Source organism: Deinococcus radiotolerans, assembly GCF_014647435.1.
GTDB lineage: Bacteria > Deinococcota > Deinococci > Deinococcales > Deinococcaceae > Deinococcus > Deinococcus radiotolerans.
In genome coordinates, this window is the sequence record NZ_BMPE01000001.1 from 835,498 (window position 1) to 860,186 (window position 24,689).

The 24,689-nt window shown below is 71.2% G+C and carries 20 protein-coding genes; 9 read left to right on the forward strand and 11 right to left on the reverse strand.

The annotated features are described in order from the left end of the window. Positions 1-41: 41 nt before the first annotated feature. The 6 genes from IEY63_RS04095 to IEY63_RS04120 form a co-directional block, all read right to left on the reverse strand. Complete coding sequence (locus tag IEY63_RS04095) at positions 42-1,154, reverse strand: DUF58 domain-containing protein (protein ID WP_189067655.1); 1,113 nt, start codon at positions 1,152-1,154, stop codon at positions 42-44. Further along, complete coding sequence (locus IEY63_RS04100) at positions 1,151-2,113, reverse strand: AAA family ATPase (protein ID WP_189067656.1); 963 nt, start codon at positions 2,111-2,113, stop codon at positions 1,151-1,153. Before IEY63_RS04100 ends, IEY63_RS04095 begins: the two co-directional genes overlap by 4 nt. Further along, positions 2,110-3,546 (reverse strand): DUF4129 domain-containing protein, encoded by a 1,437-nt coding sequence (locus IEY63_RS04105; protein WP_189067657.1) that lies wholly within the window; start codon positions 3,544-3,546, stop codon positions 2,110-2,112. Before IEY63_RS04105 ends, IEY63_RS04100 begins: the two co-directional genes overlap by 4 nt. A gap of 242 nt (positions 3,547-3,788) precedes the next feature. Further along, positions 3,789-5,465 carry an RNA polymerase sigma factor RpoD gene (gene rpoD / locus IEY63_RS04110; protein WP_189067658.1) on the reverse strand — a complete coding sequence of 559 codons (1,677 nt, stop codon included), beginning with the start codon at positions 5,463-5,465 and terminating at the stop codon, positions 3,789-3,791. Positions 5,466-5,675: 210 nt separating this feature from the next. Then, positions 5,676-6,899, reverse strand: coding sequence for a class I SAM-dependent methyltransferase (locus IEY63_RS04115; RefSeq protein WP_189067659.1), 1,224 nt, complete (start codon positions 6,897-6,899; stop codon positions 5,676-5,678). A gap of 49 nt (positions 6,900-6,948) precedes the next feature. Continuing rightward, complete coding sequence (locus IEY63_RS04120; protein ID WP_229784463.1) at positions 6,949-8,163, reverse strand: hypothetical protein; 1,215 nt, start codon at positions 8,161-8,163, stop codon at positions 6,949-6,951. A gap of 93 nt (positions 8,164-8,256) precedes the next feature. Here IEY63_RS04120 and IEY63_RS04125 point away from each other — a divergent pair, with 93 nt between their 5' ends. Then, the gene (locus IEY63_RS04125) at positions 8,257-8,679 is read left to right on the forward strand and encodes a hypothetical protein (RefSeq protein ID WP_189067660.1); all 423 of its coding nucleotides are present in this window, start codon (positions 8,257-8,259) and stop codon (positions 8,677-8,679) included. Positions 8,680-8,746: 67 nt separating this feature from the next. Here the strand turns inward: IEY63_RS04125 and IEY63_RS04130 are convergent, their stop codons facing one another. Continuing rightward, on the reverse strand, positions 8,747-9,373 hold the full coding sequence (locus IEY63_RS04130; protein WP_189067661.1) for a C40 family peptidase: 627 nt from the start codon (positions 9,371-9,373) through the stop codon (positions 8,747-8,749). A 476-nt stretch (positions 9,374-9,849) separates the two neighbouring features. Between IEY63_RS04130 and IEY63_RS04135 the strand changes: the two genes are divergently transcribed. The 5 genes from IEY63_RS04135 (at position 9,850) to IEY63_RS04155 (ending at position 13,013) form a co-directional block, all read left to right on the forward strand. Continuing rightward, positions 9,850-10,212 (forward strand): hypothetical protein, encoded by a 363-nt coding sequence (locus IEY63_RS04135; protein ID WP_189067662.1) that lies wholly within the window; start codon positions 9,850-9,852, stop codon positions 10,210-10,212. A gap of 79 nt (positions 10,213-10,291) precedes the next feature. Beyond that, on the forward strand, positions 10,292-10,588 hold the full coding sequence (locus IEY63_RS04140; protein WP_189067663.1) for a DUF1844 domain-containing protein: 297 nt from the start codon (positions 10,292-10,294) through the stop codon (positions 10,586-10,588). 1 nt (position 10,589) lies between these two features. Further along, positions 10,590-11,030 (forward strand): D-aminoacyl-tRNA deacylase, encoded by a 441-nt coding sequence (gene dtd / locus IEY63_RS04145; RefSeq protein ID WP_189067664.1) that lies wholly within the window; start codon positions 10,590-10,592, stop codon positions 11,028-11,030. A gap of 75 nt (positions 11,031-11,105) precedes the next feature. Further along, entirely contained in the window at positions 11,106-12,203 is a 1,098-nt protein-coding gene (locus IEY63_RS04150) for a LysM peptidoglycan-binding domain-containing M23 family metallopeptidase (RefSeq protein WP_189067665.1), read from the forward strand. An 18-nt stretch (positions 12,204-12,221) separates the two neighbouring features. Next, positions 12,222-13,013, forward strand: a complete 792-nt coding sequence (locus IEY63_RS04155; RefSeq protein WP_189067666.1) for an N-formylglutamate amidohydrolase — start codon at positions 12,222-12,224, stop codon at positions 13,011-13,013. A gap of 52 nt (positions 13,014-13,065) precedes the next feature. On the opposite strand, the gene IEY63_RS04160 is transcribed toward IEY63_RS04155, so the two are convergent. Next, on the reverse strand, positions 13,066-14,061 hold the full coding sequence (locus tag IEY63_RS04160; RefSeq protein ID WP_189067667.1) for a polyprenyl synthetase family protein: 996 nt from the start codon (positions 14,059-14,061) through the stop codon (positions 13,066-13,068). Positions 14,062-14,162: 101 nt separating this feature from the next. Between IEY63_RS04160 and IEY63_RS04165 the strand changes: the two genes are divergently transcribed. Together IEY63_RS04165 and IEY63_RS04170 are read left to right on the forward strand one after the other, a co-directional pair. Then, positions 14,163-15,158, forward strand: coding sequence for an alpha/beta fold hydrolase (locus IEY63_RS04165; protein WP_189067668.1), 996 nt, complete (start codon positions 14,163-14,165; stop codon positions 15,156-15,158). A gap of 54 nt (positions 15,159-15,212) precedes the next feature. Next, positions 15,213-16,772: a tetratricopeptide repeat-containing diguanylate cyclase gene (locus IEY63_RS04170; protein WP_189067669.1), complete on the forward strand. Its 1,560-nt coding sequence runs from the start codon at positions 15,213-15,215 to the stop codon at positions 16,770-16,772. 163 nt (positions 16,773-16,935) lie between these two features. On the opposite strand, the gene leuS is transcribed toward IEY63_RS04170, so the two are convergent. The 3 genes from leuS to IEY63_RS04185 form a co-directional block, all read right to left on the reverse strand. Further along, complete coding sequence (gene leuS, locus IEY63_RS04175; RefSeq protein ID WP_189067670.1) at positions 16,936-19,413, reverse strand: leucine--tRNA ligase; 2,478 nt, start codon at positions 19,411-19,413, stop codon at positions 16,936-16,938. Positions 19,414-19,657: 244 nt separating this feature from the next. Continuing rightward, positions 19,658-21,487: an arginine--tRNA ligase gene (locus IEY63_RS04180; RefSeq protein WP_189067671.1), complete on the reverse strand. Its 1,830-nt coding sequence runs from the start codon at positions 21,485-21,487 to the stop codon at positions 19,658-19,660. 147 nt (positions 21,488-21,634) lie between these two features. Continuing rightward, complete coding sequence (locus IEY63_RS04185; protein WP_189067672.1) at positions 21,635-22,543, reverse strand: transglutaminase-like domain-containing protein; 909 nt, start codon at positions 22,541-22,543, stop codon at positions 21,635-21,637. Positions 22,544-22,645: 102 nt separating this feature from the next. Here IEY63_RS04185 and IEY63_RS04190 point away from each other — a divergent pair, with 102 nt between their 5' ends. Next, positions 22,646-24,688, forward strand: coding sequence for a thioredoxin domain-containing protein (locus tag IEY63_RS04190; protein WP_189067673.1), 2,043 nt, complete (start codon positions 22,646-22,648; stop codon positions 24,686-24,688). Position 24,689: the final 1 nt, after the last annotated feature.

A 24,689-nucleotide genomic window follows, 5' to 3' on the forward strand; every position in this document is an offset into this window, starting at 1 on the left:
AACCCAGGCGTGGCCCCGCACAGGAGCCACGCCCGGTGTGTTCAGCCCGCCAGGGTCAGGACACTCTGGTTCCCGCGCAGGACGTACACCAGGATGCCGGACTCCGCCAGCACCGCCGCGCGTCGTTCCAGGTCGCGGACGGCGTCCGGCAGGCCCGCCCACTGGCGGCGGGGCTGCTCGCCCGGCTCCAGGTAGAACCCCTCGGGCAGCGCGACGATGCTGACGCGGCTGGCGGTGGCGCGGGCGTGCAGTGCCTGAGTGGTCAGGTCGGCGCTGGGCCGCGCGGTGAGGATGATCAGGTTCCCCCCGGCGCGCGTGACCGGCAGCCGGGGCGGTTCGGGGTCGGGTTCCAGCCGGGCCAGCAGGTGCAGCGCGGCGTGCAGGGCGTCCGTGCCGCGCCCGGCGGGCGTGACCTCCCCACCCGCCGCAGCGGCGACCGGGAGGCCCAGCGTCTGCCCATCGCGCAGCAGGCTGGCGGCCAGCCGGGCGGCGCTGTCTACGAAGGTGCTGCCCCCGGCACTGGCGTCCACGAAGACCGTGAGGCTGCTGGCCGCCGTGCGTTCGGGTTCCCGCACGACCAGTTCGCCCCGGCGGGCGCTGAGGCGCCAGTGGATGCGACCCGGCGCGTCCCCCGTGACGTACTCGCGGGCGCTGCGTAGGCTGAGGGGATCGTCCAGGCCCAGCTGCCGCGACAGGGTCCCCTCCGAGAGGAGGGGGCGCAGCAGGTCCGGGAGGAGCAGGCCGTGCGTGCCGGGGTACACGGTAACGGCGGTGGAGGCGGGCAGGGTGGTCTGCTGCCAGAACAGCCCCAGTGGATCAGCCCACGCGAGTTCCAGGCCCGGCCACTCAAACTGGCCCCGGCGGTTCAGGCGCAGGGTGGTCCTGAAGGTGGTGGTGGTCTCCCCGAGGTGGAGCGCGGCGGCTCTCAATTCATGACTGGGCACCACGCCGCGCGGCGCGGGATCGACCAGCGTCACGCGCAGCGGACGGCGCGACCGCACCGTGACGGTCACAGCCAGGGGCAGGCTGCCGCCCTCAAAGCCGCTGCCCGGGACCTCACGCGTGACGGTCACGTGCGGTGGTCGGCGCGACAGGCCCCACAGGCCGCCCGTCACTGCCAGGATCAGGGCCAGCCACAGCAGCGCCGCCGTCATGCGTGCGCGGCGTCCTCGACCGGGACCGGCTGGGCCCGCAGCACCTCGGCGACGATGCCTTCAGCGCTTTGCCCCTGGAGGCGTGCCTCGATCCGCAGGCTCAGGCGGTGCGCCAGGACGCCCGGCGCGGCGCGCTGCACGTCGTCCGGCGTGACGAAGGAGCGGCCCGCGAGCCACGCCAGCGCCTGCGCCGTCCCCTGCAATCCCAGGCTGGCGCGCGGCCCGCCGCCCAGCGTGACCAGGGCGTGCGCGCGGGTCGCGGCGCTCAGGCCCGCGATGTAGGCCCGCACGGGTTCCGACACGAACACGCGCCGCACGGCCTCCTGCGCGTCCAGCAGCGCCGCCGGGGTCGTCACCGCCCGCAGCGCGCCGATGGGATGTTCGCCCTGAAGTCGGCCCAGCATCCGCACCTCCTCCTCCGGCGTGGGGTACCCCACCGAGAGCTTCAGTAGGAACCGGTCCAGCTGCGCCTCGGGCAGGCGGTAGGTGCCCTCGTGCTCGACGGGGTTCTGCGTGGCGATCACCACGAACGGCGCGGGCAGCGGATGGGTCACGCCGGACTCCGTGACCTGCCCCTCGGCCATGGCCTCCAGCAACGCGGACTGCGTCTTGGGCGTGGCGCGGTTGATCTCGTCGGCCAGCAGCACCCCGGTGAAGATCGGGCCCGGCACGAAACGGAATTCATGGGTGTCCGGGCGGTACACGCTCACGCCGGTCACGTCGCCGGGCAGCAGGTCCGGCGTGAACTGCACGCGCCGGAAGTCCAGGCCCAGACTGACCGCCAGCGCGCGCGCCAGCATGGTCTTGCCGGTGCCGGGTGCGTCCTCCAGCAGGACGTGCCCGCCGGCCAGAACGCCAGCCAGCGCGAGCCGGGTGACGTCCTCCTTGCCGACCAGGACCTGGGCGACGTTGTCGAGAATCGAGCGGGCGAAGGCGGGCGTGGGGGCAGTATGGGTCATGACAGGTCCTTTTGATCGGCGGAATCTTCGGTGGGCGTGAGGGTCGGCGCGACCCTCTGAATGGTCCGGGCCGCCTGCTCGGCCTGGTCAGCCTGCTCGTCGGTCAGCTGGCCGCCGTAGCGGACGGGTTCGTACAGGGCGGTCAGGATGCCCAGCGCTTCAGCCAGTGGCGGGTGGTGGGTGCCGAGCCGCGCGGCGTACCCGGCCGGGGTCTCGTGGGCGGCCCGGCCCAGTCCGGCGTCCGTCAGGGCGGCCAGCGCCTCCCGGTACGCGACGCGCACCCGGTGCAGCGGGGCGGGCGGGCCAGCAGCGGCAAGGTCGTCCGTGCTCAGCGTGACCGCTCCGGGCGCAGCGGCGCGGCGACGGCTGGCCAGCAGCACGGCCGCGACCCCCAGCAGCACGATCAGGGCCAGCACCTGCGCCAGTGGGACCAGCCAGTTCGCGTTGACGACCTGCGCCGCCGGGCTGGACGGGACCGGCTGACCGGTCTGGATGGCCGCGTCCGGGGGCGGCGCGCCGCCCGACCCCGCGCCCGCCTCGCGTCCCCCCAGGTTCAACAGGATGGCCGACACGAACCACAGCAGTCCCGTCAGGGCCAGTCCGGCCACCATGAGCAGCTCGGACGGGTGGGGTGGGCGGCCCGCCCGGCGGCGCAGCTGCGGCACGCTGACCGCCAGCAGCAGGCACAGCAGGCCCGCGCCCAGCGCCAGTTCCGGCGGCACCAGCGGCGTCCCCACGTCAAGCTGCACCTGAGGGGCTTTCTGGGGCGGATTCAGCAGGTTCGGGGTGTCCGGACCGGCGGGCTGGGGCCTGGGCGTGGCGGTCCTGTCCGCGGGGGCCTGGGCTGTCTGCATTGCAGGCGGCGTGAGGACTGCCGCGATGTCCGGTCGCGGGGCGGGGAGCAGCGTGCTCAGCAGCGCTGCTGCCACGGCGCCGCCTGCCACCCAGGTCCACCAGCCAGGGGCTATCTGGGCTGCGTGGCGGGTGTCTCGCGCTGGCCGGGCCAGGGCGCCCCCGGCCAGCGCCAGGATCAGGCCGGGCTGCGGGGCGAGCAGGCCCGGCAGCAGCGCCAGCAGGCCCCGGCGCCGCCCATCTTCCAGGGCGTGCGCCCCGGCACTCAGCGCGAAACCGGACACGCTGAGCAGCAGGTACGTGCCCGCCAGGACCAGCAGCTGCCGGGGCTGCGCGACCGCGGCGGGCACCTGTGCCGCCACCCCCAGGCCGATGATCAGCTGCGTGCCGAGCAGCCGCGCCTGCCCCCACACGGGAAAGCGAACGCCCAGGGCGAACAGGCCGCAGATGAGCGCTGCCGCCCACAGCGGCAGCAGCCCGGCGAGGCCCAGCGGCAGCAGCGCCAGGCCGTACGCGGTCAGGGGTGGGCCGGTGCGTGGCGCGGCGAGGTCGTCCGGCACCGGGGAGGTCAGGTCGGTCATGGTTACCGGAGAATACGCGCGTCCCAGCGCGGAAGTTGCCACATCTGGCCTCTGACCGAACGGTGCGCAGACCGTTCCAGCGGGGCGCACGGGAGCAGCGCAATTTTTGGGGGTGGAGTGGGCCACCCGGTGCAGTGCAGGGGCGTGGACGCACCCGACACAGGCCGTCTCGCTCCGCCCTGCCGTCAGGGCAGGGCCGCCCCGATCCGGTGTGGATGCGGGGCGGCCCTGGGGGACGGACTTCAGTCGAGGAAGTCGCGGAGTTTACGGGTGCGGCTCTCGTGGTACTTGAGTTTGCGCAGCGCCTTGTTCTCGATCTGGCGGATGCGTTCGCGCGTGACGCTGAAGCGCTGCCCGACCTCCTCCAGGGTGTGCTCGCGGCCGTCCACGAGGCCCTTGCGGAACTTCAAGACCATCGCTTCACGCTCGGTGAGTTTCGAGAGAGCCTTTTCCAGCTCCTCGCTCAGGAGGGTCTTGGCGGCGTTCTCGACGGGGCTGTCGAGGTTCTCGTCGGGGATGAAGTCGCCGTAGAAGGAGTCCTTCTCGTCGCCGATGGGGGTTTCGAGCGAGACGGGTTCCTGGCTGACCTTCTGCACCTCCTCCACCTTCGCGGCGTCCCAGCCGGGGCCCATGGCCTCGGCGATCTCCTCGTAGGTGGCCTCGCGGGACAGTTCCTGCTGGAGCTGGCGGGCGGTGCGGGTCAGTTTGTTGATCGTCTCGACCATGTGCACCGGGATGCGGATGGTGCGGGCCTGGTCGGCAATGGCGCGGTTGATGGCCTGACGAATCCACCACGTGGCGTACGTGCTGAACTTGTAGCGGCGGCGGTACTCGAACTTCTCGACCGCGCGGATCAGGCCCTGGTTGCCTTCCTGGATCAGGTCCAGGAAGCCCAGGCCACGCCCGGTGTACTTCTTGGCGATGCTAACGACCAGTCGCAGGTTGGCCTCGATCAGGCCCTGGCGGGCGGCGGCGCCGTCCTCGGTCTGGCGCATCAGGCGGCGGCGGGCGCGGTCCTCGAGTTCGAGGTCCTCCTCAAGCACCTTGCGGGCTTCCTCGCCTTCCTCGATGCGGCGCGCCAGGGCGATTTCCTCTTCGAGGGTCAGGAGGGGCACGCGGCCGATCTCGTGCAGGTACTGGCGCACCGGGTCGTTGGACACGGCGCGGGGCATGTCGTCGAAGTATTTCTCCTCGTCGTCGTCCTGCGCGGCGGCCGGGCCGTCCTCGGCGGCTTCTTCCTCGGTGTCGTCCTCGTCCTCGTCGAGGTCCTGCACCTCGATGTTCTGCCCGGCGAGGTACAGCTGCATGTCCTCGAAGGCGTCGGGGCTTTCCGGGTCGAGGCCGTTGGCTTCCAGCGCGCTGGCCAGGGCCGTGGCGATCTCCTCGCTGGCCAGGACGCCTGCGGCGCGCCCGGCTTTCAGGAGTTCCTGAATACTGGCGTGCGCGTAGTAGGGTTTCTCGGCGGGGCCGCCCTTGACGGGACCAGCGGCGGGTTTGGCCGAGGGCTTCGCGGCGCGCGCGGAGGGTTTGGCGGCCTTGGCGGGCTTCTCGGCCGGCTGGGCCGGTTCAGCCTTCTTCGCCGCAGCTTTCTTGACGGGCTTCTCGGCGTCGGCTTTGGGCGCGGCTTTCTTCGCGGCGGGCTTGCGGGCCGGCTCGACGGTTTCGGCCGCGACAACTGGCGCGGCGGCGCTGGCCGCGGCCGTGTCGGTGGCCGGGGCAGGCTCGGCGTCAGGTTTCGCGACCTTCTTGGCGGCTGGTTTCGCCGGGGCGGGCTTGGCGGGCAGGGGGCTGGTGGCGGTGGTGACCACCTTGGGCGTCGTGCCGGGCGCCACGCGGGCGCGGGCGCGGGCCGCGGCCTTGGTTTCGCCGCTTTCGGCGTCGACTTTCTTACGGGTGCGGACGGTCGTGGAATCTGCCATGCGGCCTCCTGGGGTGGGGTCGGGGCGGGTGTGCGGTTGAGGTTGGGGAGGGTGTCCGGGCGGGGGGTCATGCGCCGGGCGCCGGGCACCTGAACGCGTCAGTCTAGCAAACGCGCCTCGCAGCGCATCGTGACGCAGGAGGGAGGGCTGGTGGGGGACGCCGGGCCAACAGGAGGAATACGGACTGAGGGGCGCAAAGGTTCCCGCCGTTCAGGCGCGGGTGACGCTCAGGACCTTGAAGCCCGCCTCACGCAGGGTTTCGGTGACCTCACCCAGGGCGCGCAGGTCGGCCTCGTAGGGCAGGAAGTCGTTCGCGACGAGGTGCAGGGTCCCACCGGGCCTGAGGCGGCGTCCGGCAGCAGCGATGAACTCGCGCGCGACGTCCAGCACCACGCCGCGGCCCACGTGGAAGGGCGGGTTGGTGAGGATCACGTCGAAGGTCGCGCCCCCCAGTTCGGCGTCCACATCCGAGTGGAGGGCCGCGCCGCTCAGGCCGCTGGCGGTCAGGGTGGCCTGGGCGCTGCGCACGCTGGGCATGTCACCGTCGACCAGCGTGACGTTCGCGCCGCGCCGCGCGGCCCACGCGCCGATCAGGCCGGTGCCGCAGCCCAGGTCCAGCACGTCCCGGCCCGCCAGGGTCGTGCCGTCCGGATCGAGGCGTTCCAGGGCGCCCAGCATGAGCGCGGTGGCCTTGTCGGGCTTGGCGGCGCTGAACACGCCGGGCAGGCCCACGACGGTCACGCCGAACGCCTCGAAGCCCTCGGGGTCCGGGAAGGGCGGGGTGGGGCCGGGGCGGCGGATCAGTTTTGCCACGCGCATCCCGCCGTCCCGGGCCACGACCTCGCCGGCGCCGAAGGCGTTGCCCGCGAGGCGCACGTAGCGGTCAAAGCCCTTGTCACGGTCCCCGGCGATGTACAGGGTGCCGCCCGGGGGCGTGCTGGCATGCGCCCACGCGACCTGCGCGGCGGCGTAGGCGTTCCCGCGGTCCCCGGCGAGTACCAGGGCCACGGTCTTCGCCCGGTCCGGCCAGCGGTCCACCAGGGCGTCGCCGGGCGCAGCCGCGTGCGCGTCGAGCCCGGCGGCCTTCAGGGCGCTCAGGGCGGCGGCGCTGCCCTCCACGGCGCGCAGGGTCACGCCGGGCAGGCTGCCCAGCAGGCCGCCCATGGCGCTCAGGTCGAGGACCTCGCCGCGCACGCGGTCCCGGCGCATCACGCCCGCCAGCAGGGCCTGCGCGGCGTCCACGTCAGGGTAGCCACGCACGCCGCTTTTCGTCAGGGCCCGCAGGCCGTCCAGGCGGGACGGGAGGTTCGCGGGGCGCACCTCGAAGTAGTTCACCGCGCTGGGCGTGGGGGGCTCGGCTGAACCTGGGGCGGGGCGCGCCTGGGGGGCGCGGTCATTCTTGAACCGGATTTTCTGCTTGGGCCTGCGCGTCACCCCCACAGAGTCGCACACCCGCGCCGGGTTCTGGCCGCGCGCGCGGACTTCAATCGTCGTGGGGTGGCGGGGCGTCCGGATCGCAGTAGTCCAGCGTGCTGGGTTTGAAGTCCCCGATCACAACCTCGCGCTTGAAGGGGTACCCGACCCGGACGCCCTCGGCGGCGCACTCGATCGTGAAGCGCTTGCCCTTCGGGACGGGCGTGTCGCCGATCATGACGGGCCGCGCGGCCTCGTAGATGGACGCCCAGGGCGTGCAGAAGTAATGCCCGATCAGGCGGCCCCCGTTGCGGCCGTAGATCACGTCGCCGCGGTCAATCGCGGCCTGAATGTCCTGCCAGAGCGCCACGCTGTCGCGCGGGCTGGGGTCGAGCGCCCACATCTCCGTGATGACCTGCCGCGCGCGCGGATCGTGCCGCAGCGTCGGCGCGGCGACCGGGTCGGTCATCACCCACGGGTCGAAGCCGGACTCGCCGGGCAGCGCCACGTGGGCCGGGCGGGGGGCCGCGGCGGCCGTCCGGTCCGGTGCGCGGCGGGCCTTGATCAGCGCGGGATAGCTGAGCACCTGACCGGCGTGGTACAGGCCCTCGACGGCCTTCTTGGCGTGCTCCTCGACCTGCTCGTGCAGCGCCTGGCTGGCGCCGGGCGTGTACATGCGCTCGGCGTACTCGGCGCGGCTGACCGCCTCGGCGAACAGGCCGCGCACCCCGGCGAGCCTGCTGCGGTGGGCTTCAGGCGTGGATTTTTCCAGGGCGTTCATGACGCTCTCGGCGTGCAGGCGCATGGCGCTCAGCGCGGCGATCATGGCGTCCAGGTGGGGGCGAGGGCAGGGTTCCACAGGGGACCAGTCGGGCAGCGGGGCGGGCAGGGGCGCGGCGGGCTGGAACTGCGGATCGTGCGCGGCGCGCGTGGCGTGCGCCAGCCAGCGCTGCACGTCCTGGTAGTACGCCTGCACCTGCGAGAAGGTCACGGGGGGCACGAAGCCCACGGTGGCGGGGTCGGCCTGCTCGTCGGCCCTGAGCATGCGGTCCCCGAGCGTCTGGAGGGCGAAGGCGTTCCAGATGCAGGCGAGTTCCACGCCCACCTGCGCGGGCATGTCGAAGGGACTTGTGCCGCTGGCTGTCAGGTCGAAGCGGCGGCGTTCGGCGGCGTCCAGCAGGTCGTGCACGGTCGCGCCGGCCCGCTGGTAGGCGTAGAGGGTCTCGGCGTTCTGCTCGCCGCTCAGGGCGGCCCGCAGGCGGGTCCAGACGGTTGGGGGTTCCACACCAGCACAGTATTGTCCGGGCCGCGGCGGGGTTCCCGCACCTGCGGGGGCGCGGGGCCCGGGTCGGGCCCGCCGCGCGGTACGCTGCGGCCCATGCGTGTTCCTGCGGTTGCGGCTGTTCTCGCCCTGTGTGCGGTTGTGGGTGGGGGGGTGATCTGGTGGCAGGGTGGCGCGCGCTGGCGCGGCGAGCTGTACTGCTTCGCGGACCCCGCCCGGGTGTGGGGGACCGCCGCGCTTCCGGTGGGCGCCACGCCGTCCTGCCCGGCGTCCCAGGGCGTGAGGCGCGAGGTGCGCAGCGGGCAGACGCGGGTCGAGCAGTTCACCCTGGCCCGCTGGGAGCCGCGGGCGATCCGGGACCTGCTGACCGCGCAGGGGTTCGCGGTGACGCACGAGCTGCCGGACGATGGCGTGCAGGCCGAGGCCGTGCTGACCCGCCAGGGCGAGACGGTGCTGCACACGGCGGCGCACCAGGGTGCGGGGACGTTCGTGACGCTCAGTTCGCCCGGCGAGCGCTGAAGCCCAAAGCAGCGCCCCCGCCCTGGTCGGGGCGGGGGTGTCGATGAAAGCGCTGCGCGGGTTGGGTTCAGTTCAGGACGCGGCGGGCGCCGTCGTAGCGGCTGGCCCAGTAGGGGTTGCTGAACAGCGGCTCGATCATGGTCTTGCCGTGGTAGCTGTTGGCGTTGGCCATCATGCCGTCGCCCATGTAGATCCCGACGTGGCTGGCGGTGCGGCCCATGGTGTTGAAGAACACCAGGTCACCGGCGCGCAGGTCGCGGCGGCTGACGGCACTGCCGACGCGCCACTGTGCGGCAGCGGTGCGGGGCAGGCTGATGCCCAGCTGGCGGAAGACGTTCAGGGTGTAGCCGCTGCAGTCCAGGGCGCCGCCGCCGGTGGCGCCGAGGACGTAGCGGGCGCCGAGGAAGCGGGTGGCGGCGGCGCGGACGACGGCGCTGCCCTGCGGTGCGGCCTGGGGCGCGGCGGCCTGGGGGCGCGCGGCGGGGGCGCTGGTGCTGGCGCCGCCGAGGTTGAGTTTCTGACCCACCTGGATGGTGCTGCTGCTGAGTTTGTTCAGCTGCATGAGTTTGGCGGCGTCCACGCCGGCGTTCCGGGCGATGGAGTAGAGGGAGTCACCGGCCTTGACGGTGTAGGTGGCGGCGCTGGCGCTGGTGCTCAGCGCGAGGAGGGTCAGGAGGATGCGCGTGGCTTTCATCGATAGGAGAAGTTTAGCGTAGCTTTATTTACCTGTCCTTAATTCATCCGCATTCTGGCCTATGATATGCGCCTATACGGCCTCTATGCGTTCAGCTGACCCGTTTATGAGTCCTCGGTTGCCTTTATGGGCCACAATTCACATAAACAGTCTCATAGAAGTTCTGGTGTGTCACAGGCCCGCCGACACGCACCAGAGCGGCTTTGCCGAAAACCGTACATCCTCAGAATTCTCACATGGTAGACCAGAACTGCATGAGCATCCCCCAAAGGAATGACGGGTCACCTCCTCAAAGCCGATCTAATGCGTGCCCAGGCCCACTCATCATGCAGGCGCATATACAGCCGCCGGCGCAGGCCTTCATGAACCAGGTGAGCCGGTCCAGCGCGCTCCCAGACGTCGCCCGCCCCACTGCCTATACTCGGTGGACACGGGCGCCACCACCGCCCACCCCACGGGGTACCCTGGAGGACGGCATGAAGGAAACCCTCTCGACCGAGCAGATCCAGACCGGACTCAAGCACTACCGCCGCATCGCCCGGCAGGACATGCTCCGCGCAGGCGAAACGCCCCACCCGGACGCGTTCCTGAAACACGCCGAGAGCCGACGCGAGGTCTACACCCGCCTGGGCAGCTACGCGGACGACCACGGCCCAGACGAGGTCATCACCCACGCCCTCGACCTGTACCGCACCCTGCCCTTCGTGACCGGCACCCCTGAACACGAACACCCGGACATCAAGGGTCAGGAAAACGCCCTGGAGAACTTCTTCCTGCTGATCGGCCTGGACCCCAAGACCCGCCGTGAAGCTCGCAGCAAACGCCCCCGCCTGACCTGAAGCCCACCCCCGACCCCGCCGCGCCGCCCCCTGACCCCAGGAGGGCGGCGTTCCGGTCCCAGCCGCTACACTTCCAGCCATGCCGAACCCCGAATTCGTCGGACTCGTGAACTCCCTCCAGGCGACCGCCGAGGCCGCCCTGGGTGACCTGAACGCCGCCACCGCCAGCGCCGCCCGCGACGGCCTGCTGCACGAAACCCGCGCCCGCCAGACTGCCGAGCGCAGCCTGAAACTCCTGACCATGCTGGCCGAGAAGACCCGCGGCAACCTGGACTTCACTGAAGCTGACCTGCTGACCGGCGCGATCGGCAGCGTCCGCGAACGCCTCGCCGCGCCGAGCAGCGGCGCCGACGCGACCGGGCCGGACGCGAACTGACGTGCGGGCCACCCTCCAGCGCGTCACCCGCGCCACCTGCACCGTCGAAGGTGTACTGACCGGGCAGACCGGCCCCGGCCTGCTCGTCCTGCTGGGCGTCGCGCCCGGCGACACCGACACCACCGCCCGCGCCCTGGCCGCCAAGATCGCCAAACTGCGCATCTTCGGCGACGACCAGGGCCGCATGAACCGCAGCGTGCAGGACATCGGCGGCGGCGTCCTGAGCGTCAGCCAGTTCACGCTGTACGCCGATACGCGCGGCGGCAACCGTCCCAGCTTCACGGCCGCCGCCCCCCCCGACCACGCCCGCGCGCTGTACCACACCTTCAACGCCGCGCTGCGCGACCTGGGCCTCCCGGTCGGCGAGGGCGTCTTCGGCGCGCACATGGTCATTGACCTGACCAACGACGGCCCCGTCACTCTCACCCTGGATGTCGACTGAAGCGGAGTCAGCTCTCCCCTGCCCGCATGTGTGTCTGGGGCGCGCTTCTCACGTGCTGCGCGTAGGGTGGGACGCATGACGCGCCGAACACTGGCCGCCCTGCTGCTCCTGACCGCGCTGCCGGCCCTGGCCGCCCCGTACGTGGTGCGGGCCGGGGACACGCTGTACTCGATCGCGCGGGCGAACGGGACGACCGTGGACGCCCTGCTGCGGCTGAACAAGCTGTCCGGCACCGCGCTGGAGGTTGGGCAGACCATCCAGTTGCCCGCCAGGGGTGAAGCTCCGCCCAGCGCCACGAGCAAACCGGGCCTGCCCGCGCCGCTGTCCAGTGACCAGCTGACGCCCACGCCCGCCACGGCGCGCATTGCGGGCGTGAACATCACGGTGCCGGGCAGCCTGCGCATGGGTGACGCGTTCCTGGTCAGCCTGAGCGGGCCGCGCGCCGCGCAGGCGACCGTGCGGTTTCCCAGCGAGGTGGGCGAGGACGTCCGGCAGCCGAACGAGGTGCTGCGGCCGGTCGGGGGCGCGGAGCAGTTCGTGGTGGTGGGCCGCGTGGTGCTGGGCAAGACCACCCCGGTCGTGTACGAGGTGAGCCTGGACGGGCAGATGGTCCGCGGCCGCATCCCAGTGCTGGGCCTGGAGGATCCCATCCAGCACCTGAACCTGCCGCCCAGCGTGAGCAAGGTGCTGGTGGACCCGGCCCGCGCAGCGGAGGACGCGCTGGTGGAGAAGGCGTACGCGCGGCGCACCCCGCAGGCCTGGAGCAGACCCTTCGCGCCCGCGCTGAAGGGCGTGGCGCCGACGAGTTCGTCGTTCGGGCAGCCGCGCACGTACGTGGCGGGCGGCCCGGTCGCGTATCACTTCGGCACCGACTACCCCGCGAAGGCCGGGACGCCGGTGCTGGCTGTGAACGACGGGACGGTCGTGATCGCCGGGCGCTACCCGGTGCGCGGCGGGCTGGTCGTCATCGACCACGGGGCGGGCGTCGTGAGCCTGTACTTCCACCAGAGCCGCGTGACCGCGAAGGTCGGGCAGAAGGTGAAGCGGGGGGACAAGGTGGGCGAGGTGGGCAGCACCGGCCTGAGCGCCGGGCCGCACCTGCACCTGGAAATCCGCGTACGCGGCGAGGGCACGAACCCCGCCGGGTGGGTGGGCCGCCTGTGGCCCCGCTGAGGGGCGTATCCTCCGGGCGTGCCTGAACTTAACCGACTGCTGGTCGTGACGCCACACCCGTCCGGCGCGCTGCCCGCCGAGGTGCTGAGCGACATGCTCGGCCCGGACCTCCTGAATGCGGGCGCGCGGGACGCCCTACTGCGCCGCGTGTTCCTGGACGGTGACCCGTACACCGACCTGATCTTCCACCTGCCGGGCGCGCGCAGCGTGCAGGCCGCCTGGAGCCGCTTCGCGGTGGACCTGAACCGCGACCGGGACGACCGGGACGAGAACGGCGTGATCAAACGCGGCACCTTCGACCGTCAGCCCCTGTATCCGACAGGGTTCACGCTGAGCGAGGCGGCGCGCGAGACCCGGCTGCGCCGCTACTGGGATCCCTTCCACGCGCTGGTGGCCCTGGAAGCGCAGGAAGCGGACCTGCTGATCGTGGGGCACTGCATGGCGCCCAGCGGCCCGGCCCTGAGCCACGACACCGGCACGCCCCGCCCGGGCCTGTGCCTGATGACCGGAACGGACGACGCCCCCACCTTCCCGCACGCGGCGTGGGAGGCCCTGCGTGCCGCCTGCGCCGACGCCTTCGCATCCGTGCTGGCGGACACGCCCTATCCGGACGTGCAGGTGGGCGTGCCGTGGCAGACCGACACCATCAGTGCCGCGTACGCAGCGCCGGGCCGCGCGGCGTTCGGGATCGAGGTGAACTCGGGCCTGTACCTGAACGCGGACGGCTCCCCCCGCCACGACGTGATCCACGCCCTGCACGAGGCCTTCGCCCGCTTCGCCCCGCACGCTCTGGCCCTCGCCCGGGGCTGAGCCGACCGAAACGGAGGGAGCGCCGCGGCCCCCTCCGATCTGAATACCGCTGTCAGTGGTCGCGGGTGGCGAGGGTCCGCACAGCGCCCAGCAGGTCCTGCGCGGCCTGCTGGTTCGCGGCGCCGGCCAAGGCCCCCTCCAGCGCGGCCAGGCCCGCGGCCGCCTCACGGTCCGCGAAGGCCTGCGCGTACGTGACGCTGCCGCTCTCCAGCAGCCAGCGGTGGATGTCCGCGATGACGCCCGAGTCCTTCTCCGGGCGGTCACGGTGCATCTGCGCCAGGAACGCGCCGCGCTGACCGGCGGGGGCGTGCGCCAGCCAGTGCAGGACGATCAGGGTGCGTTTGCCCTCCAGCAGGTCGCCGCCGATCTCCTTGCCGTACTTATCGGGGTCGCCGTTCAGGTTCAGGACGTCGTCGCGGATCTGGAATGCCGCGCCCAGCGCCAGCCCGGCGGGCAGGAAGTCCGGGTGCGGCGCGGCCCCGGCGGCCAGCGCGCCCAGTTGCAGCGGCACGACGACCGTGTAGTACGCGGTCTTCAGGCGCACCATGTCCAGGTAGTCGCCCTCGGCCAGCCCCCACTCGCGGGCCTCCACCCAGCCCAGGTCGAGGTGCTGGCCCTCGGCGGTGCGGTGGATCATCTCCAGGAACGCCTCCATCGCGCCGGGCACGCCCGCGCGGTGCACGGCCGCCCACATGTACGCGTGCAGGCCGTCCCCGGCGTTGATGGCCAGCGCCGCGCCGTGCAGGCGGTGCAGCGCGGGTCGCCCCCGGCGTTCCTCGCTGTCGTCCTCAATATCGTCGTGGATGAGCACCCAGTTCTGGAAGAGTTCCAGCGCCGCCGCGAGCCACAGGGCCCCCTCCCAGGCGGGCGTGCCGGGCTGCACGCCGTGCGCGCGGGCACTGGCGAGCAGCAGGTCGCTGCGGATGCCCTTGCCGCCGCGCTGGGGGTAGTCACGCAGCATCGTGTGGTACGCAGCAAGTTCAGCTCTGGGCGCGGCCGCCGGGTCGGGCAGCAGGGACAGCACGCGGGACAGCAGTTCGGCACGCATCGCCGCGCAGCATAGTGCAGCCGCCGACCCCGAAGGACACGTGAAGGCACACTGCGCGGCACCGGACAGTTCCTCAGGCGCGCGCCCGGGAGGATAGACACATGACGAGCAAGCGCGCCCGCCGCATCCTGACCCTCGGCCTGCTGCTGGGGGGCCTGTCCCTGGCGGCCGTAGCCGCCGCGCAGGGCACCGCGAATGCCCCGGCCACGGTGGCCACAGCCTCCCCCGCCCTGCGCCCTGCCCTGAACGGTGAGCGCCGGACCCTGACCCTGCCGGGCTTCGGCCGGGTCGCGTACTACGCCGACCCGCGCGGCGCGGGCCGCCCCCTGATCCTGACCAGCAGCGTGAACGCCGCCGCCAGCGCCTACGAGATGAAACCCCTGTGGGACGCGTTCGCCGGGAAGCGCCCCGTGTACGCCCTGGAATGGCCGGGTTTCGGCAGCAGCGACCGCCCCGACACGCGCTACACGCCCGAACTCATGACGAGCGCCCTGACCGCCCTGACCGCCCAGCTGGGCACGGACGTGGACGTGGTCTCCCTGAGCCTGGGCAGTGAGTTCGCCGCCCGCGCCGCGCTCCAGGACGCCCGCATCCGCAGCCTGGTACTCATCAGCCCCAGCGGCCTCGGCCAGCCGCGCGGCGGCACGCAACGCGCCACCGGTGAGGACGGCGGGCAGACGCTGTACAACCGGCTCAACGCGGTCAGCTCGCCCCTGTACGCGCTGCTGCGCACCCGGATCAGCATCGAGTACTTCCTGAGCCGCTCGTTCCGGGGGCCCGTGGATCAGGGCCTCGTGAACTACTCGCTGGACACCACGCGCCAGCCCGGCGCGAAGTACGCGCCCCTGTACTTCATCAGTGGGCAGCTGTTCACCCCCGACGCGTACAGCGACCTCTATAGCCGCCTGAAGATTCCCACCCTGGTCCTGTACGACCAGGACGCCTTCGTCTCCTTTGACCGCCTTCAGGAGTTCACGCTGCGGCCCGGTGTGCGCGCCGTACGCATTCAGGGCACCGACGGCCTGCCGCAGTTCGAGAAGACTGCGGAGGTCGTGGAGGTCATGACGGCCTTCTGGTCCACCCCGGACGGGAACTGATCCACAGCTGCGGCCTCAGCGGCACGGCCACCGCTTATCGTGAAGCCTGAGCTGATGACCGACGCTTCCACCCCACCGATCCTCACGCTGCCGCTGGCCTGGGAACAGCGCGACACCGCCCCCGACCTGGCCCGCGCCAGCGCGCAGGCGCACCTGCGCACGCCCGCCCACGCGCAGGCGAGCGTGTTGCTGGCGTACCTTGACTGGCGCGCAGGCCAGCTGCCACGCGCGGGCGAAACCGTCACCGGCGCGATCAGCACCCTGCGCCTCGGTGAACCCAGCGTGTGGCTGGGGCGCGGGCTGAACGTCCTGGCGGCCCTGCAAAGCACCCTGAACCGCGCCGACCGCGCCGTCGAACTGTACGAGGAGCAGGTGGCGCTGGCCCGGCTCATCCAGGACCCCGAACTGACCGCCACCGCCCTGCACGACCTGGCCGTGGAACTGCGTCACAGCGACCCGGACCGCGCCCGCACGCACATCACCGAGGCGCTCGGAGCGTTCCAGCAGCTGGCCTACCCCTTCGGCGTGGCCATCGCCCACGCGAACCTCGCCGAGTTCGCCCGGGATGACGGGGACCACGCCTGCGCGCAGGAGCACCTGCGGCGCGCCCTGGCGTACCCGCACCTGCACCAGCATCCCCACCTGGAAGCCAGCCTGCTGATCACGCTGCTGCACGTCCTGCCCCCAGACGCGGACCAACCCGAACGGCAGGCGGCCGGGGAGCGCCTGCGGCACCTGCATGGCCACAACGAGAACCCGGAACTGCGCGCCACCGCCGCGCTGCACCTGGCCGAGCAGGCCAGTCCCGGCGAGCAGGTCAACCTCCTGAGTACCGCGCTGCGCGGCGTGGAGTCCCTGGGTGACCACATGCTGCTGCCCGAACTGCACGAGCGGCTCAGTGCCGCGCACCAGGCGCTGGGACGCCACGATCTGGCCCTGACGCACCTACGTGAAACCCTGGCTTACACGCGCCGCACCCATCAGGCCGAGCGGCGCCAGTCCATCCAGACCTTCGAGGTCCTGGCCCGCATTCAGCAGTTGCAGGATCAGGCCCGCGAAGCCCGGCAGCGCAACGCCGAACTGCAGACGCACCTTCAGGAACTGCGCGCCCTGAACGCCCGCATCCGGGAGCTGAGCCGCACCGATCACCTGACCCGTCTGGCCAACCGCGAGCACCTGTTCACCGAGGGGCAGCACCTGGCGCAGACCGCCACGCCGGACACGCCGCTGAGTGCCGCGATCATCGACGTGGACCACTTCAAGGTCGTGAACGACACCTGGGGCCACCAGACGGGTGACCTGGTGCTGCAACGCGTGGCCCGCATGATCCTGGACGTGACCCGCCCCGGCGACATCGCTGCGCGCTACGGCGGAGAGGAATTCGTGCTGCTGCGCGCCGCATCCGCCGAGGACCTGAGTGAGAGCTGCGCGGACCTGCAGCAGCTGATTCGCCTGCACCCCTGGGGGAGCGTGGCGCCAGGCCTGACCGTCACCCTCAGCATCGGCGTGGCGCAGATCACGGCCCCCGAGTTCGATCAGCTGGTCGGGCACGCCGACCGCCGACTGTACCGCGCCAAACGGGACGGCCGGAACGCCATCCGCGACCAGGACTGAGTGGAGCCCGCACGGCACAGCGGTGCCCAGAGCCGTGAGGTGCCAGGGGCACCCCACGACCTGATTCAGAGCCGTTGAGGGCACCCCAGCCCTGCCGAATGTCGCGTGGACATGGAAGACAGCGGGCGGCCCACCCGGTGGTGAGCCGCCCACTGATCCGCCGTTACTTCACAACGATGTTGATGATGCGGCCGGGTACGTAGATCTCCTTGACGATCTGCTTGCCCTCGATGAAGCGCGCCACGTCGGCGTTCTCTTTGGCGGCGGCCATCGCCTCGTCCTGCGTGGCGCTCTTGCTGATGGTGACCTGCCCGCGCACCTTGCCGCTGACCTGCACGCCCATGGTGACGGTGTCGCGGGTCGCGGCTGCCTCATCGACTTCGGGCCACGCGGCGGTGTGTACGCTGCCCTCCTGGCCGCGCGCCGCCCAGATTTCCTCGGCGATGTGCGGCACGACGGGGGCCAGCAGGCGGTTGAAGATGTCCAGCGCCTCGTCCCAGGCGGGCGTGCCGAACACCGGGGCGCGCTTGGCCTTGACCAGGGTGTTCGTCAGTTCCATCAGCGACGCGATGATCGTGTTGAAGCTCAGGCGCTCGAAGTCCCCGGTGACCTTCTTCAGGGTGCTGTGCACCGCGAAGCGCAGGTCCGCGTCACTGACGGTCTCGGCGGGGCCGGTGACCTTGTCGTCGGTGAACAGGGTCCACACGCGGCTCAGCCACTTGGCGGGGCCGTTGATGCCCTGCGGGTCCCACGGGCCACCCAGTTCCCACGGCGCGATGAACATCAGGTACGTGCGGACCGTGTCCGCGCCGTACTCGCGCACCAGGTCGTCCGGGTCGACGACGTTCCCGCGCGACTTGCTCATCTTCTCGCCGTCCTCGCCCAGGATCATGCCCTGGTTGCGCAGGTGCGCGAAGGGCTCACTGTGCTTGGTCAGGCCCATGTCGCGCATGACCTTCACCCAGAAGCGCGAGTACAGCAGGTGCAGGATCGCGTGCTCGATGCCGCCCGTGTACAGGTCCACGGGCATCATGGGGTCCTTGGCGGGATCGAAGGGGCCCTCGTGGTAGTCGGGGCTCAGGTAGCGGTACATGTACCAGCTGGAGTCCACGAAGGTGTCCATGGTGTCGGTGTCGCGCTCGGCGGGGCCGCCGCAGACGGGGCAGGTGGTCTTCAGCCACTCGGTGTCCAGTTTCAGGGGGCTCTGGCCGGTCGGGGTGAACTCCACGTTCTCGGGCAGGCGCACGGGCAGCTGGTCCTCGGGGACGGGCTGCGCGCCGTGCTCGGGGCAGTGCACGAAGGGAATCGGCGTGCCCCAGTAGCGCTGGCGGGCGAACAGCCAGTCGCGCAGGCGGTACGTGGTCTTCGCCTTCGCGATGCCGCGCGCCTCCAGCTGCTCCACGATCCCGGCGATGCTAGCCTTCCCGCCGGGCATCCCGTCGAACTCGCCGCTGTTCACGATGACGCCCTCACCGGTGTAGGGCTCGGCCGCGTCCTCGGCCATCGGCTCGGCGCCCCCGGCGCGGATGACCTCCACGATATCCAGGCCGAACTTGCGTGCGAACGCGAAGTCGCGCTCGTCGTGCGCGGGCACGGCCATGATCGACCCGGTGCCGTACGTGACCAGCACGTAGTCCGCCACCCAGATCGGCAGTTGATGACCGGTGATGGGGTGCGTGGCGTAGCTGCCGGTGAACACGCCGGTCTTCTCCCCTTCCTGCTGGCGCTCCACGTCGGTCTTGCGGCCCGCCGCCGCCACGTACGCCTCGACCTCCGCGCGCTGCTCGTCGGTGGTCAGGTCCGCCACTTTGGCGTGCTCGGGGGCCAGCACCATGAACGTCGCGCCCATCAGGGTGTCCGGGCGGGTCGTGAACACCGTCTCCGACCCGGCCGGCGTGTCGAAGGTCACCTCTGCACCCACCGACTTGCCGATCCAGTTCGTCTGCATCAGGCGGACCTTCTCGGGCATGTCCGTGTCACTGAAGTCCAGCAGCTCGTCGGCGTAGTCCGTGATCTTCATGTACCACTGACTCAGGTTGCGTTTCTCCACGGCGGTGCCGCAGCGCTCGCAGTGGCCGTTCACGACCTGCTCGTTCGCCAGGACCGTCTGGTCCTTCGGGCACCAGTTCACCAGCCCGCCCTTCTTGTACGCCAGGCCGCGCTTGTAGAACTCGATGAAGAACCACTGGTTCCAGCGGTAGTACTCCGGGTCGCAGGTGGCGAACTGGCGGCTCCAGTCGATCATGGTGCCCATCGCCTGGAACTGCCCGGTCATCCGCTCGATGTTCGCGTACGTCCACGTCGCCGGATTCGTCTTGTTCTTGATGGCGGCGTTCTCGGCGGGCAGGCCGAACGCGTCGAAACCCATCGGGAACAGCACGTTGTACCCGCGCATCCGCAGCCAGCGCGCCCGCGCGTCCGGCGCCACGTTCGCGTACCAGTGCCCGATATGCAGGTTCCCGCTGGGGTACGGGAACATCGTCAGGGCGTAGAACTTCTCGCCCGGCGCGTCCTCATTGAACTTGTACAGGCCGCTCTGCTCCCAGGCGCCCTGCCACTTCTTCTCGATGGCGTGCGGATTGTACCGCTCCATGCGCGGCTCGGGAATGTTGATCGGGTGCTCGTTGTTCATCTGGGTCATGGGTGGGCTCCTTCGGGGGGTGGGCTCTGGGCGCTGAGGCACAAGCGGCCCTTGGGTTGAACGTTCAGGGCGCAGGGCCAAAAAAACGCCCCGGCAGCCAGCCGGGGACGCTCGAACGGACCGTAAGTCAGTCGAGGCGTCCCCGGGTGGTAAGCGCAGAGCGGATCATGCCTGGAAGTGTAGCCCATTCGGGCGGCGGCGTCAGCCCGCAGGTTCAGCCCGCGTAGACGCTCCCCGCCTCTGGTTACATCGCGGGGGGAATCTCGATGCCGATCAGGCCGAGGGTGTCCTCGAAGGCGGTGCGGACGCGGGCGACGAGGGCCAGTCTCGCTTCGCGCAGGCCTTCGGGGCTGGCGAGGACGTTCGTGGCGGGCTTGCCCTGCTTGTCCTTAGCGTTGTACCAGGCGTTGAAGGACGTGGCGAGGTCCAGGGCGTACTGGGCGACGCCGTGCGGGGAGTGCGCGCGGACGGCCTGTTCGACGACTTCGGGGAGTTTGGCGACCTGCTTGGCGAGGATCAGGTCCACGTCGGGCAGGGCGTCCCAGGCGGCGCCGGTGCCGTCTACGGTATGCCCGGCCTCCTGGGCTTTGCGCAGGATGTTCGCGGCGCGCACGGCGGCGTACTGGATGTACGGGGCGGTGTCGCCCTGGAGGCTGCTGGCCTTCTCCAGGTCGAAGTCGAAGGCGCGGCTGGGTTCGTTGCGCAGCATGGCGAAGCGCAGGGCGCCCACGCCAATGCGGCGTGCGATCTCCTGCGCGTCGTCACGGGTGGCGAGGTCGGGGTTCTTCGCGCTGAGTTCCGCAAAGCCCCGCGCGGCGGCCTGTTCCAGCGCGCTGTCCACCGCCAGGGTGATGCCCTTGCGGCCGCTGATGGTCTGCCCGTTCAGGTTCACGAATTCGTAGCTGAGGTGGATGCTGCGCGCTTCTTTCTCGGTCTCTCCGGCGACGCCCAGGCTGCTGCGCACGAGCATCTGGGGGTGTTTCTGGCGGGAGTCGATGACGTTGATGACCTCGTGCGCGTGCCCGAAGCGGGCGGCCTGGGCGCTGTCCCCGCCCGGGTCGCTGGTCCAGATGGTGTGCCCGGCGGGGTCGGTCATGAAGGGCTTGAAGGTCATGCCCTCGAACAGGCCGAACTTCCAGAACTGGAAGCCGATGTCCTTGGCGACATACATGGCCGTGCCGTCACTGCGGCGCAGCACCACGTTGGATTCCTCCAGGCCCGGCATGAACTCGCTGACGTCCATGATGAACGCGCCCGCGAACTTCCCTTCCGTGGGGTGCGAGGTGTAGCGGCTGCCCTCCAGGATGTCCATGGCGCGGTTCAGGAAGCCGCTGCCGACCACGTCGGACTCCCACACGAGCAGGTCGTACGTGGCGCCGATGCGGAAGCAGGTGTCCAGCTGGGCTTTCACGGTCTGCTCGACCAGGGGGCGCAGCAGGCCTTCTTCGAGCTTGTGCATGACCTCGCGGATGCCACTTTCCATGTCGGCCTTGGCGGGGTCGGCGTTCAGCCTCACGTAGCCCTCGCCCAGCCAGTGGTCGTATTTCTGCTCGCCGTTCCACTCGCGGCCGTAGTGGTCCATGGCGAACAGGCTCTCGGCGGCCTGCCGGCCGGTGTCGTCGATGTAGTTCTGCACCTCGACCTCGTACCCGGCGGCGCGGAAGATGCGGGCCATGCTGTCGCCGAGCACGACGTTGCGCAGGTGTCCCACGTGGAGTTCCTTGTTGGGGTTCACGCTGGTGTGCTCGATGACGACCTTGCCGTCCTGCGCGGGGAGGTTCAGGGGCGTCTGCACGACGCTGCGCACGAAGCCGCCGACGTCCACGAAGAAGTTTAGGAACGGCCCGGCGGCCTCCACGCGCTCAATCCCGTCTGGCAGCTGCACGGTCTGCGCGAGCGTCTGCGCGACCTGCGCAGGGTTCTGCCCGAGGGCCTTGGCGATCTGGAACGCGGCGGGCGTGCCGTAATCGCCGGGTTTGTTCGCAGGCGTCTCCTGGATGGCGGCGTCCAGCGGGGCGCCCATGCTGGCGGCGGCGGCCTCCACGGCGGTTTTGAGTCGAGCCTTCAGGTCCATAACTGTCAAGTGTACGGGAAAGCTCTGGAACGGGCGACCCGGACGGGCGAGTGGGGCCACCACGCGACCCAGTGGCCGCGCGGCTGTCGCTCCGACCGCGAGAGGCTCACCGGGTGGCCCGCTGCTGAGGTGTGGCCGGGCTGTGGTTCAGAAGATGCGGGGGTTGGGGGGCGTGTCCAGGGTCATGTCGGGTGCGGCTTCGTCCGCCCAGACTTTCATGTGCGTCAGGCGGGCGCTGCCGAACGAGGTGGTGAAGGCCACGTCGGAGGCGTCGCGGCCCTGGGCAATCAGGATGCGTCCCGCGCGGGGGCGGTTGTGCCGCGCGTCGAAGGTACGCCACTGGCCGTCGATGAACGCCTCGAACCAAGCGTGGAAGTCCATGGGGACCGGGTCGGGCGTGATGTCAATGTCGGGCAGGTACCCGCACACGTACCGGGCGGGGATGTTCAGGGCGCGGCAGAACGCGACGCCCATGTGCGCGAAGTCCCGGCAGACCGCGCGGCCACTGCCGAGCGCCTGGAAGGCGGTGGTGGCGCTGGTGGACCCGTAGCCGTACGTGCAGGTGTCGTTCAGGTAGTCGCTGATGGCCTGCACCTGCGCCCAGCCGCCCTGGATGTGCCCGAAGCGTTCCCAGGCGTCGGCGCTGATCAGGTCGCTGTCCACGTAGCGGCTGGGGAGCAGGTACGTGATGGTCTCGTCTGGCAGGGCCTCGACCGGGGTTTTGGGCAGGTCGGGGTGGGCGGGGTCGGCGTTGCGGGTGATTTCGGCGATCAGGTCGTGCCCGATGGTGAACGTGCCGGGCTGCGCGACGGTGCGCCAGACCGCGTTGCCGTGCGTGTCGGTGTACGTGTGGATGCCCTGCGCGGCGCCCAGGGGCCGCTGGTCCAGGATGCGCTGGCGGGTGCCGGTGGGTTCCAGTCGGTCGCGGGGCTGCACGACGAACAGCATGGGGGTCGGGTAGGGCACGTCGAAGGTCAGCTGGAAGCCGGCGCGCACGCGGACGGGACGGTCGAAGGAGCTCTGCGGGTCGGCGGCGGGGGCGTCGGGCTGGGCCATGCGCCTCAGTGTGAAGCTCGGCAGCGGGCAGGGGTGTGAGGCGCGCAGCGTTCTGCGTTCATGTTCTCCCGGTCAGGCGGCGGGGGGCGGTACCCTCGGGGCATGAACCGCTTGGGTCAGGAGAGCAGCCCGTACCTTCGTCAGCATGCGGACAACCCGGTGGCGTGGTGGCCGTGGGGCGAGGCGGCGTTCCGGGAGGCGCGGGAGCGGGACGTGCCGGTGCTGCTGTCGGTGGGGTACTCGACGTGCCACTGGTGTCACGTGATGGCGCACGAGAGTTTCGAGGACGAGGCGACGGCCGGGTACATGAACGCGCACTTCGTGAACGTGAAGGTGGACCGCGAGGAGCGGCCGGACGTGGACGCGGTGTACATGGCGGCCACGCAGGCCCTGACCGGTCAGGGCGGCTGGCCGATGACGGTGTTCCTGACACCGGACGGCGCGCCGTTCTACGCCGGGACGTACTTCCCCGCGCGCGACGGACACGGCCTGCCGAGTTTCTCGCGGGTGATGGCCAGCGTGGAGCGCGCGTGGCGCGAGGAGCGGCCCAAGCTGCTGGGGAACGCCGAGGCGCTGACCGAGCATGTCCGCGAGGCCAGCCGGCCGCGCGTGGCGGAAGGTGAGGTGGACGCCGGGCTGCTGGAGCGGGCGGTGGGGAACCTGCGGCGGGTGTTCGACGAGGCGCTGGGCGGATTTGGCGACGCGCCGAAGTTCCCGGCCCCGACGACGCTGGATTTCCTGCTGACGCAGCCCACGGGCCGCCTGATGGCGCTGCACACGCTGCGGCGCATGCTGGCGGGCGGGCTGCACGATCAGCTGGGTGGCGGCTTCCACCGCTACAGCGTGGACGAGGCGTGGCGGGTGCCGCACTTCGAGAAGATGCTGTACGACAACGCCCAGCTGACCCGCACGCTGCTGCGCGCCTACCAGCTCAGCGGGGACTCGGCGTTCGCGCAGGCGGCGCGCGCCGCGCTGGAGTACCTGCGGCGCGAGATGCTCGCCCCGGACGGAGGCTTCTACTCCGCGCAGGACGCGGATACGGGGGGCGTGGAGGGCCTGACATTCACGTGGACGCCCGCCGAGGTCTGGGAAGTGCTGGGCGACGCGGACGGCGAGCTGCTGTGCCGTCACCTGGACATCAGCGAGCCCGGGAACTTCCTCGACCCACACCGGCCCGAGGTGGGGCGGCGCAGCGTGCCGTTCGTGGCGCTGCCCGTGCCGGATCTGGCGCTGGAGCTCCGGCAGACGGAAGCGGAGGTCGCGGCGCACCTGGACGCCCTGAAGGTGCGCCTCCTGGCGGCCCGCGCGCAGCGGCCGCAGCCGGGAACGGACGACAAGGTCCTCACGTCGTGGAACGGGCTGGCGCTGGCGGCCTTCGCGGACGCGGCCCGCATCCTCCGTGAGCCCGCGTATCTGGAGGTCGCACGCCGGAACGCGGCGTTCATCGAGAGTCACCTGAGCCTGCCGGACGGCACGCTGCGGCACACCTGGGGGGGCGGACAGGCGCGCGTGGAGGGCCTGATGGAGGACCACGCGCTGTACGCGCTGGGGCTCGTGGCGCTGTTCCAGGCGGGCGGTGACCTGACGCACCTGCACCGCGCGCGCGAGCTGTGGGGGGTGGTGCGCCGCGACTTCTGGAACGAGGAGGCGGGCGTGTTCATGGCCTCCGGGGGCCGCGCCGAACCGCTGCTGGCGCGGCAGGCTCCGGGCTTCGACAGCGCCGTCCTGTCCGAGAACGCGGCAGGGGCGCTGCTAGCGCTGTGGATGCACCGCTCCTTCGCGGACGAGGCGGCGGAGGGCATGGCGCGCCGCACCGTGAACGCCTTCCGATCCGACATGCTGGCCGCTGCGGGCGGCTTCGGCGGGCTGTGGCTGGCCGCCGCGTTCCTCCACGCCCCTCACACCGAGGTCGCCATCATCGGCACCGCTGGGGAACGCGCCCCGCTGGAAGAAGTCGCGGCGGGCGTGTTCCTCCCCTTCGCCGCGCTGGCCTTCACGGAGGCGGGTGGTGACCTGCCCGTCCTTCAGGACCGCCCCGGTGACGGGCGCGGGTACGTGTGCCTGCACCACACCTGCGACCTGCCCACTACCGATCCCGGCGTGTTCCGGGCGCAGCTGGACCGGGTGGCTGGTGGGGGCCGGTAGG

Coding starts and splice junctions, on each gene's coding strand:
- IEY63_RS04095 (WP_189067655.1), bottom strand. CDS start 1,154: ATGACGGCGGCGCTGCTGTGGCTGGCCCTGATCCTGGCAGTGACGGGC.
- IEY63_RS04100 (WP_189067656.1), bottom strand. CDS start 2,113: ATGACCCATACTGCCCCCACGCCCGCCTTCGCCCGCTCGATTCTCGAC.
- IEY63_RS04105 (WP_189067657.1), bottom strand. CDS start 3,546: ATGACCGACCTGACCTCCCCGGTGCCGGACGACCTCGCCGCGCCACGC.
- rpoD (WP_189067658.1), bottom strand. CDS start 5,465: ATGGCAGATTCCACGACCGTCCGCACCCGTAAGAAAGTCGACGCCGAA.
- IEY63_RS04125 (WP_189067660.1), top strand. CDS start 8,257: ATGCGTGTTCCTGCGGTTGCGGCTGTTCTCGCCCTGTGTGCGGTTGTG.
- IEY63_RS04130 (WP_189067661.1), bottom strand. CDS start 9,373: ATGAAAGCCACGCGCATCCTCCTGACCCTCCTCGCGCTGAGCACCAGC.
- IEY63_RS04135 (WP_189067662.1), top strand. CDS start 9,850: ATGAAGGAAACCCTCTCGACCGAGCAGATCCAGACCGGACTCAAGCAC.
- IEY63_RS04140 (WP_189067663.1), top strand. CDS start 10,292: ATGCCGAACCCCGAATTCGTCGGACTCGTGAACTCCCTCCAGGCGACC.
- IEY63_RS04150 (WP_189067665.1), top strand. CDS start 11,106: ATGACGCGCCGAACACTGGCCGCCCTGCTGCTCCTGACCGCGCTGCCG.
- IEY63_RS04160 (WP_189067667.1), bottom strand. CDS start 14,061: ATGCGTGCCGAACTGCTGTCCCGCGTGCTGTCCCTGCTGCCCGACCCG.
- IEY63_RS04165 (WP_189067668.1), top strand. CDS start 14,163: ATGACGAGCAAGCGCGCCCGCCGCATCCTGACCCTCGGCCTGCTGCTG.
- IEY63_RS04170 (WP_189067669.1), top strand. CDS start 15,213: ATGACCGACGCTTCCACCCCACCGATCCTCACGCTGCCGCTGGCCTGG.
- leuS (WP_189067670.1), bottom strand. CDS start 19,413: ATGACCCAGATGAACAACGAGCACCCGATCAACATTCCCGAGCCGCGC.
- IEY63_RS04180 (WP_189067671.1), bottom strand. CDS start 21,487: ATGGACCTGAAGGCTCGACTCAAAACCGCCGTGGAGGCCGCCGCCGCC.
- IEY63_RS04185 (WP_189067672.1), bottom strand. CDS start 22,543: ATGGCCCAGCCCGACGCCCCCGCCGCCGACCCGCAGAGCTCCTTCGAC.
- IEY63_RS04190 (WP_189067673.1), top strand. CDS start 22,646: ATGAACCGCTTGGGTCAGGAGAGCAGCCCGTACCTTCGTCAGCATGCG.